Origin of the sequence: Streptomyces filamentosus (assembly GCF_014654895.1) — a bacterium.
Lineage (GTDB): Bacteria > Actinomycetota > Actinomycetes > Streptomycetales > Streptomycetaceae > Streptomyces > Streptomyces filamentosus.
In genome coordinates, this window is sequence record NZ_BNBE01000001.1 from 2,443,576 (window position 1) to 2,452,500 (window position 8,925).

Annotated in this window: 6 protein-coding genes and 2 rRNA genes (1 of these 8 only partly in view); 5 read left to right on the top strand and 3 right to left on the bottom strand. The window is 70.1% G+C overall.

Features of this window, described 5'->3' with window-relative positions; all coding sequences use genetic code 11:
- Nucleotides 1-1,527 carry a P-loop NTPase family protein gene (locus IE326_RS11015; RefSeq protein ID WP_190041404.1) on the top strand — a complete coding sequence of 509 codons (1,527 nt, stop codon included), beginning with the start codon at nucleotides 1-3 and terminating at the stop codon, nucleotides 1,525-1,527.
- A gap of 15 nt (nucleotides 1,528-1,542) precedes the next feature.
- Here the strand turns inward: IE326_RS11015 and IE326_RS11020 are convergent, their stop codons facing one another.
- Entirely contained in the window at nucleotides 1,543-2,136 is a 594-nt protein-coding gene (locus tag IE326_RS11020) for a GNAT family N-acetyltransferase (RefSeq protein WP_150229891.1), read from the bottom strand.
- A 339-nt stretch (nucleotides 2,137-2,475) separates the two neighbouring features.
- Between IE326_RS11020 and IE326_RS11025 the strand changes: the two genes are divergently transcribed.
- Genes IE326_RS11025 through IE326_RS11040 form a run of 4 tightly spaced genes read left to right on the top strand, consistent with a single transcriptional unit; the run spans nucleotide 2,476 to nucleotide 6,243 of the window.
- A complete protein-coding gene (locus IE326_RS11025; protein WP_190041405.1) occupies nucleotides 2,476-3,405 on the top strand; it encodes an ABC transporter ATP-binding protein in 930 nt (309 codons plus the stop codon).
- A complete protein-coding gene (locus IE326_RS11030; protein ID WP_190041406.1) occupies nucleotides 3,402-4,205 on the top strand; it encodes an ABC transporter permease in 804 nt (267 codons plus the stop codon). Before IE326_RS11025 ends, IE326_RS11030 begins: the two co-directional genes overlap by 4 nt.
- 56 nt (nucleotides 4,206-4,261) lie before the next feature.
- Nucleotides 4,262-5,563: a sensor histidine kinase gene (locus IE326_RS11035; RefSeq protein ID WP_190041407.1), complete on the top strand. Its 1,302-nt coding sequence runs from the start codon at nucleotides 4,262-4,264 to the stop codon at nucleotides 5,561-5,563.
- The gene (locus tag IE326_RS11040) at nucleotides 5,560-6,243 is read left to right on the top strand and encodes a response regulator transcription factor (RefSeq protein WP_150229883.1); all 684 of its coding nucleotides are present in this window, start codon (nucleotides 5,560-5,562) and stop codon (nucleotides 6,241-6,243) included. The genes IE326_RS11035 and IE326_RS11040 overlap by 4 nt, the downstream gene beginning before the upstream one ends.
- Before the next feature lie 50 nt (nucleotides 6,244-6,293).
- Here the strand turns inward: IE326_RS11040 and rrf are convergent.
- Together rrf and IE326_RS11050 are read right to left on the bottom strand one after the other, a co-directional pair.
- Nucleotides 6,294-6,410 (bottom strand): 5S ribosomal RNA (rrf, locus tag IE326_RS11045).
- A gap of 77 nt (nucleotides 6,411-6,487) precedes the next feature.
- Nucleotides 6,488-8,925, bottom strand: a 23S ribosomal RNA gene (locus tag IE326_RS11050); it runs 684 nt beyond the window's last position.

Sequence of the window (8,925 nt, forward strand, 5' to 3'; positions counted from 1 at the left end):
GTGGACCAGGCACGGCAGAGGCAGGGCGGCGGCGTCTCGGACGGGTTCCTCATCGGGCTGTTCGCCCTGGTCCTCGGCCTGGCCCTGCTCGTCTGGTCCGCGACGGGACTGTCCGCGTTCCTCGCCCACGGCGCCTGGCCGGACGGGGTGACCCTCGGCCGCACCCCGCCGGCCCTCCGCGCCCTCGCGACCGCCCCCACCGACCTCCCGGCCGCCTGGCCGGCCACCCCGCCCGGCGAACTCTCCGGATACGGCCTCTTCTGGGGCCTGGTCATCGGCCAGGCGATGATCCTCGTCGTCCTCGCCGTCTTCGTCCTCGGCACCTTCGCCCGCTGGCGCGCCGTCCGCACACACCGCAGGACGGACACGTACGCGAAGGACCCGGGCACGTACGCCACGGACCCGGCCCCGGTACGCCCTCCGGCCCCCGGACCCGCACGGGAGCCGCGCCCCGCGCGGGAGCCGCAGCCCGCGCGGGAACCGGTACCCGCCCCCGCCCCCGTACCGATACAGAAGACGGCCCCCGCGGCCCCGCCCCCTCCCGCCCCCACCCCTCCCCCCGCGTCTCCCGCACCCCCCACGCACACCTCTCCCACGGCACCCTCCGACGGCACGGTCTACGGCCCGCCCGGGACCCGCCGTCCCCTGGCCGTCCAGGCGATCGCGGACGCCGAGGGCCCGGTCCTCGTCGTCACCTCCGACCCCACCGTGTGGGCCGACACCAAGGACGTCCGCGGCAAGCTCGGCCCCGTCCTCGTGTACGACCCCGGCCACCTCTGCGACACCCCGGCCCGGCTCCACTGGTCCCCCGCCGAGGGCTGCGCCGACCCGGACACCGCCCAGGCCCGCGCCGCCGCCCTGCTCGCCCCGGTCCGCCCGCACGCCAGGCTCGACGCGGCCACCGCCGCCACCGCCGAGACGCTGCTGCGCTGCTGGCTGCACGCCGCCGCCGTCGACGGCCGGCCGTTCCGCCAGGTCCACCGCTGGGCCCAGGGAACCGACGCCCACGAGCCGGTGCGCATCCTCCGCAGTCACCCCAAGGCCGCCTCCGGCCTCGCCGGCCTCCTCGAAGCGGCACTCACCGCCCACCCCGAAAGCCGCCGCCTGGCCCAGGAACTGACGGCCCGTGCCTTCTCCGCCTTCTCCTCGGTCCACATCCGCGAGGCCTGCACCCCGAATCGAACGGATTCGCTGGCCCTGGCATCTTTCCTCGCCGAAGGGGGCACCCTCTACGTGGTGGGCGAAGCGATCGAGGACCCGCGCACCCACCCGGGCGCGATGCCCCTCCTCACCGCGCTCGCGTCTCACGTGGTCGAGCACGGCCGCCGCATGGCCGCACGGTCATCCGACGGTCGGCTCGACCCACCACTCGCCCTCGTCCTCGACGACGTCGCCGCGGTGGCGCCCCTCCCGCAGCTCCCCCAGCTCCTCGCGGACGGCACCCGTCAGGGCCTCCCCGTCCTCGCCCTGATGCGCTCCCCCGAACAGGCCCGCACCCGCTGGCCGGAAACCGTGCTCAGCCACTGACCGACGCCCGTACGGCTACGCGTCCGCGTGCCCCGCGACGGCGGCCGTCCCGGCGGTGCCGGGCGGCAGCAGCTCGTACTCGATCTCGTACCGTCCCGAGTCGCCGGGCATCGGGACCCGGTCGCCCGAGGGCACGAAGCCGAAGCGCCGATAGAAGGCGGCGGCCCGGGCGTTGTCCTCGTGGACGTACAGTCTCGCCCGCCGGATGCCGTCCACGGTCCACGACCACTCCACGGCCGCCCGGAACAGCGCGTCGATCACCCCGCTGCCGCGCGCCTCGGGCCGCACGAACACGCCCACGAGGTGCGTCTGGTCGATCTTCGCCGGCTCTCCGAACCGCAGCTCGTCCGAGGGCCGCTCGACGAGGACCGACACCGTGCCGAGCCACCGCCCGTCCGGCGCCTCGGCGACGAACTGCCGCACCCGCCCCTCCCCGGTCGGCGCGGCGGCGGCCGTCCGCTCCTGCCAGAAGTCGTCCGGGCGCGCGACCGCCGCCTCGTACGTCTCCAGGAAGGCGAGGTGCGCGACGGGGTCCTGCAACGCGGTGAGCCGCAGCTCCCGCGCCTTCTCCCACTCGTCGGCCAGAACAGGTCGGATCTCGAAGGTCATGTCTCGCATCCTCGCCCGCCGCCGCCCCCACCCACAAGGGAAATTCGCAGCTCAAGGGGGAGTTCAGGGTCGGGCCCCGGGGCGCACCAGGGGCGCGGACCAGGGGCGCGCCGAGGGCGCGAGCCGGAAGAAAGGCCCGGAATCACGGTCCGGAATCACGACCCGGAAGCGCCCGCCGGGAACCCCACCCCGGCCCATCCCGGTCCGCCCCGGTCCACCCCGGCCCATCCCGTCGCCGTCCCGGCGCCGCCCGCCGTCGTACCCCGGTACCACCCCGGCCCCGCCGGTGCCAACCACGGTCGGACGCCCGCGCCCCGCCCGCTCCGTAGCGTCGAGGGCATGATCCGAGCAGAGCGACTCACCAAGCGGTACGGCGACCGGACCGTCGTCCGCGACCTCTCGTTCACCGTCCGCCCCGGCACCGTCACCGGCTTCCTGGGCCCGAACGGCGCGGGGAAGTCCACCACCCTGCGGATGATCCTCGGCCTCGACGCCCCGACGCACGGCTCCGCCACCGTCGACGGCCGCTCGTACGCCGCCCATCCCGCGCCCCTCACCCGGGTCGGCGCCCTCCTCGACGCCCGCTCCTTCCACCCGGGCCGCACCGCCTTCCACCACCTGATGGCACTGGCCCACACCCACGGCATCCCGCGGTCCCGCGTCGAGCACGTCCTCGGCGTCGCCGGCCTGTCCGACGTCGCCGGGCGCCGCGTGAAGGGCTTCTCCCTCGGCATGGGCCAGCGCCTCGGCATCGCCGCCGCGCTCCTCGGCGACCCGGCCGCCGTCGTCCTCGACGAGCCGGTGAACGGCCTGGACCCGGAGGGCGTCCTCTGGATCCGCACCCTCCTCACCTCCCTCGCCGCGGAGGGCCGCACGGTCCTCGTCTCCTCCCACCTGATGAGCGAGATGGCCCTGACGGCCGACCGGCTCGTCGTCATCGGCCGGGGCCGGCTGCTCGCCGACACCACCGTCGCCGACCTCGTCCGGGACGCGGGCGCCGCCTCCGTCCTCGTCGTCTCCCCCGAGGCCGACCGGCTCCGCGCCCTCCTCCCGGCCCCGGCCCGCACCTCCCCCGAGGGCCCCGACACCCTCCGGGTCACCGGCGTCGACGCCCCCGGCATCGGCCGCACCGCCGCCGCGCACGGCATCGAACTCCACGCCCTCACCCCGGAGACCGCCTCCCTGGAGCAGGCGTTCATGGACCTCACCCGCGACTCCGTCGAGTACCAGGCCGACCGCCGGCCCGAGCCCCAGGGAGCAGCCGCATGACCACCACCCAGGCCCCCGCCGCCCCCGCCCCCGCCCCGTACGGGATCACCTTCCCGCGCGTGCTGCGCTCCGAGTGGCACAAGCTGCGGACGGTCCGCTCCACCTGGATCACGGCCCTGTCGGCGGTGCTCCTCGTGCTCGGCGTCGGCGTCCTGATGGGCGCCACCTACACCTCCGGCGGCGGCGACTCCGACGTCGACACCGTCGTCCTCGTCCTCTACGGCTCGCAGCTGAGCGGCGTCTGCCTCGCCGTCCTCGGCATCCTCGTGACCGCCGGCGAGTACTCCTCCGGCCTGGTCCGCGCCACCTTCGCCGCCGTCCCCGGCCGCCTGCCGGTGCTGGGGGCGAAGGCCGCGGTCCTCGGCGCCGCCGTGTTCGTCCTCTGCCTCCTCACGAACGCGGCGGCCTTCCTCACCGCCCAGCTCTTCCTCGACGACACCGACCAGGCCGCCTCCCTCACCGACGACGGCGTCCTCGGCGCCCTCGCGGGCAACGCCGCCGGTGTCACCCTCCTCGCCCTGGTCGCCCTCGGTCTGGGCGCCGCCCTCCGTTCGGTGCCCGGCGCGCTCGGCGCGTTCATCGGCGGCGTCGTCGTGCTCCCCGAGGTCCTCGGGATGCTCCCGTACGACGCCGTCGACACCGCCCTGCGGTACTTCCCCACCCAGGCCGCCGGCGTCCTCGGCTCCGCGACGCCGCTCCCCGGCGCCCCCTCCGCCGGGGCGGCGCTCCTGGCCCTCGCCCTCTGGGCGGCCGCCGCCCTCGCGGTGCCCGCGCTGCTGCTCCGCCGCCGGGACGCATGAGCACCGGAGCGCACGAGGGCCGGAACGCACGAGGACGACGGCGGGATGATGGCGGGATGACGACGGAGACGCCCCGGACGCCGGCGGGAACGACTGCGGGGACGACCGAGCCGGCGGGTACGCCGGTGGGGACGACGGCCCCCAGCCGGTGGACGCACCTGCTCCTCACCCGGGTACGGGCGGCGGACGCGGCCCGCCCGTGGCTCTGGGACGGCGTGCTGACGGCCACCTGGACGGTCGCGGCGCTGGTGGACGCGGGGGGCGGCTGGCGGAACGTGGCCCGGGACCCGTCGCTCCCCGCCGGGCTGGTCCTCGTCCTCAGCCTGGCCCTCTCCCTCCCCCTGTACGCGCGCCGCCGCCACCCCACGGCGGTACTCGCCGTGATGGCGGCGGCGGCCCTCGTCAGCGAGGCGTCCGGCGCCTTCCTCCAGGCCGCGTACCTCCAGGCCCTCCCGCTGTTCCACATCGCCCTGAGCCGTCCGCCGCGCCGCCTCCCGTGGGCGTTCGTCCTGCTCCTGGTGCCGCCCCTCGCGGGCGGACTGCGCTTCGACGGCCCCGAGTGGCACATCCACCTCACCTCGGCCCTGTGGGCGTACGTGTTCGTCGCCCTGGCCGGCATCGCGCTCCGCTCCCGCCGCGACCACACGGCGAGCCTCGTGGACCGGGCCCGCCGGCTGGAGGTCGAGCGCGACCAGGAGGTGCGCCTGGCGGCGGCGGCCGAACGGGCCCGCATCGCCCGGGAGATGCACGACATCATCGGCCACAACCTGTCGGTCATCACCGGTCTCGCGGACGGCGGCCGGTACGCGGCGGCCAAGAGCCCCGAGCGGGCCGCCCAGGCCCTGGACGCCATCGGTACGACGAGCCGTCAGGCCCTCGGCGAACTCCGCCGCCTCCTGGGCGTCCTGTCCGCCCCGGACGACTCCCCCGACGCCGTCCGCACCCCCCAGCCGACCCTGGCCGACCTGGAACGGCTCCTGGACGGCGTACGGAAGGCGGGCCTGCCGGTCGTGTCGGAACTGCCCGACCCGCTGCCGCCGCTGCCGCCGGGTGCCCAGCTGACCGTCTACCGCGTGGTCCAGGAGTCCCTGACGAACACGCTGAAGCACGCGGGCCCCGGCGCCACGGCCACCGTCCGCCTCACGGCCGCCCCGGACGCCGTCCTCGTCGCCGTCACCGACACGGGCACCCCGTCCGGCCCCCGCGGCCAGGGCCGGGGCCTCACCGGAATGCGCGAGCGGGCGGCCCTCTACGACGGCACACTCGACTGCGGCCCCCTGCCGGCCGGCACCGGCTGGCGGGTACGGCTCCGCATTCCCACCGCTGTCCCCACCGCTCCGGAGGAACACCGCTCGTGACGACGGTTCTGATAGCCGACGACCAGCCGATGCAGCGCTTCGGCTTCCGCATGCTCCTGGAGAGCCAGGAGGACATGACCGTCGTCGGCGAGGCCGCCGACGGCACCGAGGCCGTCCGCCAGGTCGCCGCCCACCGCCCGGACGTGGTCCTGATGGACATCCGCATGCCGGGCCTGGACGGCATCGAGGCGACCCGCCGGATCGTCGCCACCGGTTCCCGCAGCCGCGTCCTCATCATCACGACCTTCGACCTCGACGCGTACGCGTACGACGGTCTCCGCGCCGGCGCGAGCGGCTTCCTGGTGAAGGACGCCCAGCCGGAGGAGCTCCTCGCGGGCGTCCGCGCGGTGGCGGCGGGCGACGCGGTCGTGGCCCCCAGCCTCACCCGCCGGCTCCTGGACACGTACGTCCACCACCTGCCCCCGTCGCCGTCTTCCCCCGAGGCCGCCGCAGCGGCTCCCGAGGAGGATCCCCGGCTGGCGTCCCTCACGGACCGCGAGCGCGAGATCCTCACGGTCGTCGGCCAGGGCTGGACGAACACGGAGATCGCGGACCGCCTCCACCTCGCAGAGTCCACGGTGAAGACCCACGTGGGCCGCGTGCTGGCGAAGACGGGCGCGAGGGACCGCGTCCAGGCGGTGATCCTGGCCTACGACACGGGCCTGGTGAAACCGGCGTAGAACGCAGAAAAGCCCCGCACCAGATGGTGCGGGGCTTTCCCACAATGATTGTTCGGCGGTGTCCTACTCTCCCACAGGGTCCCCCCTGCAGTACCATCGGCGCTGAAAGGCTTAGCTTCCGGGTTCGGAATGTAACCGGGCGTTTCCCTAACGCTATGACCACCGAAACACTATGAAGTTGAACTCCAGCCAGATACTTGGCGAGTTCGTTGCTTCAGAACAAACACAGTGGACGCGAGCAACTGAGGACAAGCCCTCGGCCTATTAGTACCGGTCAGCTCCACCCATTACTGGGCTTCCACATCCGGCCTATCAACCCAGTCGTCTACTGGGAGCCTTACCCTCTCAAGGAGGTGGGAATACTCATCTCGAAGCAGGCTTCCCGCTTAGATGCTTTCAGCGGTTATCCCTCCCGAACGTAGCCAACCAGCCATGCCCTTGGCAGGACAACTGGCACACCAGAGGTTCGTCCGTCCCGGTCCTCTCGTACTAGGGACAGCCCTTCTCAATATTCCTACGCGCACAGAGGATAGGGACCGAACTGTCTCACGACGTTCTAAACCCAGCTCGCGTACCGCTTTAATGGGCGAACAGCCCAACCCTTGGGACCGACTCCAGCCCCAGGATGCGACGAGCCGACATCGAGGTGCCAAACCATCCCGTCGATATGGACTCTTGGGGAAGATCAGCCTGTTATCCCCGGGGTACCTTTTATCCGTTGAGCGACGGCGCTTCCACAAGCCACCGCCGGATCACTAGTCCCGACTTTCGTCCCTGCTCGACCCGTCGGTCTCACAGTCAAGCTCCCTTGTGCACTTACACTCAACACCTGATTGCCAACCAGGCTGAGGGAACCTTTGGGCGCCTCCGTTACCCTTTGGGAGGCAACCGCCCCAGTTAAACTACCCATCAGACACTGTCCCTGATCCGGATCACGGACCGAGGTTAGACATCCAGCACGACCAGAGTGGTATTTCAACGACGACTCCACAACCACTGGCGTGGCCGCTTCACAGTCTCCCACCTATCCTACACAAGCCGAACCGAACACCAATATCAAACTGTAGTAAAGGTCCCGGGGTCTTTCCGTCCTTCTGCGCGAAACGAGCATCTTTACTCGTAGTGCAATTTCACCGGGCCTATGGTTGAGACAGTCGAGAAGTCGTTACGCCATTCGTGCAGGTCGGAACTTACCCGACAAGGAATTTCGCTACCTTAGGATGGTTATAGTTACCACCGCCGTTTACTGGCGCTTAAGTTCTCAGCTTCGCAACCCCGAAAGGTCACTAACCGGTCCCCTTAACGTTCCAGCACCGGGCAGGCGTCAGTCCGTATACATCGCCTTACGGCTTCGCACGGACCTGTGTTTTTAGTAAACAGTCGCTTCTCGCTGGTCTCTGCGGCCACCCCCAGCTCAGACAGCAAGTGTCATCACCAGTGATGGCCCCCCTTCTCCCGAAGTTACGGGGGCATTTTGCCGAGTTCCTTAACCATAGTTCACCCGAACGCCTCGGTATTCTCTACCTGACCACCTGAGTCGGTTTAGGGTACGGGCCGCCATGAAACTCGCTAGAGGCTTTTCTCGACAGCATAGGATCATCCACTTCACCACAATCGGCTCGGCATCAGGTCTCAGACTATGTGCACGACGGATTTGCCTACCGTGCGTCCTACACCCTTACCCCGGGACAACCACCGCCCGGGCTGGACTACCTTCCTGCGTCACCCCATCGCTTACCTACTACCACCTTGGTTCGCCGGCTCCACCACTTTCCATTCCCCGAAGGGTCCGGAACGGCTTCACGGGCTTAGCATTAATGGGCTCGATATTGGGCGTTTCAAAGCGGGTACCGGAATATCAACCGGTTGTCCATCGACTACGCCTGTCGGCCTCGCCTTAGGTCCCGACTTACCCTGGGCAGATCAGCTTGACCCAGGAACCCTTAGTCAATCGGCGCACACGTTTCTCACGTGTGTATCGCTACTCATGCCTGCATTCTCACTCGTGAACCGTCCACAACTCGCTTCCGCGGCTGCTTCACCCGGCACACGACGCTCCCCTACCCATCACAGTCCCCGTTGGGGGTATGTACTGCAATGACACGACTTCGGCGGTACGCTTGAGCCCCGCTACATTGTCGGCGCGGAATCACTTGACCAGTGAGCTATTACGCACTCTTTCAAGGGTGGCTGCTTCTAAGCCAACCTCCTGGTTGTCTCTGCGACTCCACATCCTTTCCCACTTAGCGTACGCTTAGGGGCCTTAGTCGATGCTCTGGGCTGTTTCCCTCTCGACCATGGAGCTTATCCCCCACAGTCTCACTGCCGTGCTCTCACTTACCGGCATTCGGAGTTTGGCTAAGGTCAGTAACCCGGTAGGGCCCATCGCCTATCCAGTGCTCTACCTCCGGCAAGAAACACACGACGCTGCACCTAAATGCATTTCGGGGAGAACCAGCTATCACGGAGTTTGATTGGCCTTTCACCCCTAACCACAGGTCATCCCCCAGGTTTTCAACCCTGGTGGGTTCGGTCCTCCACGAAGTCTTACCTCCGCTTCAACCTGCCCATGGCTAGATCACTCCGCTTCGGGTCTTGAGCGTGCTACTGAATCGCCCTGTTCGGACTCGCTTTCGCTACGGCTTCCCCACACGGGTTAACCTCGCAACACACCGCAAACTC

Excerpts from the sequence above, each read along its gene's own strand:
- IE326_RS11020 (WP_150229891.1), bottom strand. The coding sequence starts at position 2,136 with ATGACCTTCGAGATCCGACCTGTTCTGGCCGACGAGTGGGAGAAGGCG.
- IE326_RS11025 (WP_190041405.1), top strand. The coding sequence starts at position 2,476 with ATGATCCGAGCAGAGCGACTCACCAAGCGGTACGGCGACCGGACCGTC.
- IE326_RS11030 (WP_190041406.1), top strand. The coding sequence starts at position 3,402 with ATGACCACCACCCAGGCCCCCGCCGCCCCCGCCCCCGCCCCGTACGGG.
- IE326_RS11035 (WP_190041407.1), top strand. The coding sequence starts at position 4,262 with ATGACGACGGAGACGCCCCGGACGCCGGCGGGAACGACTGCGGGGACG.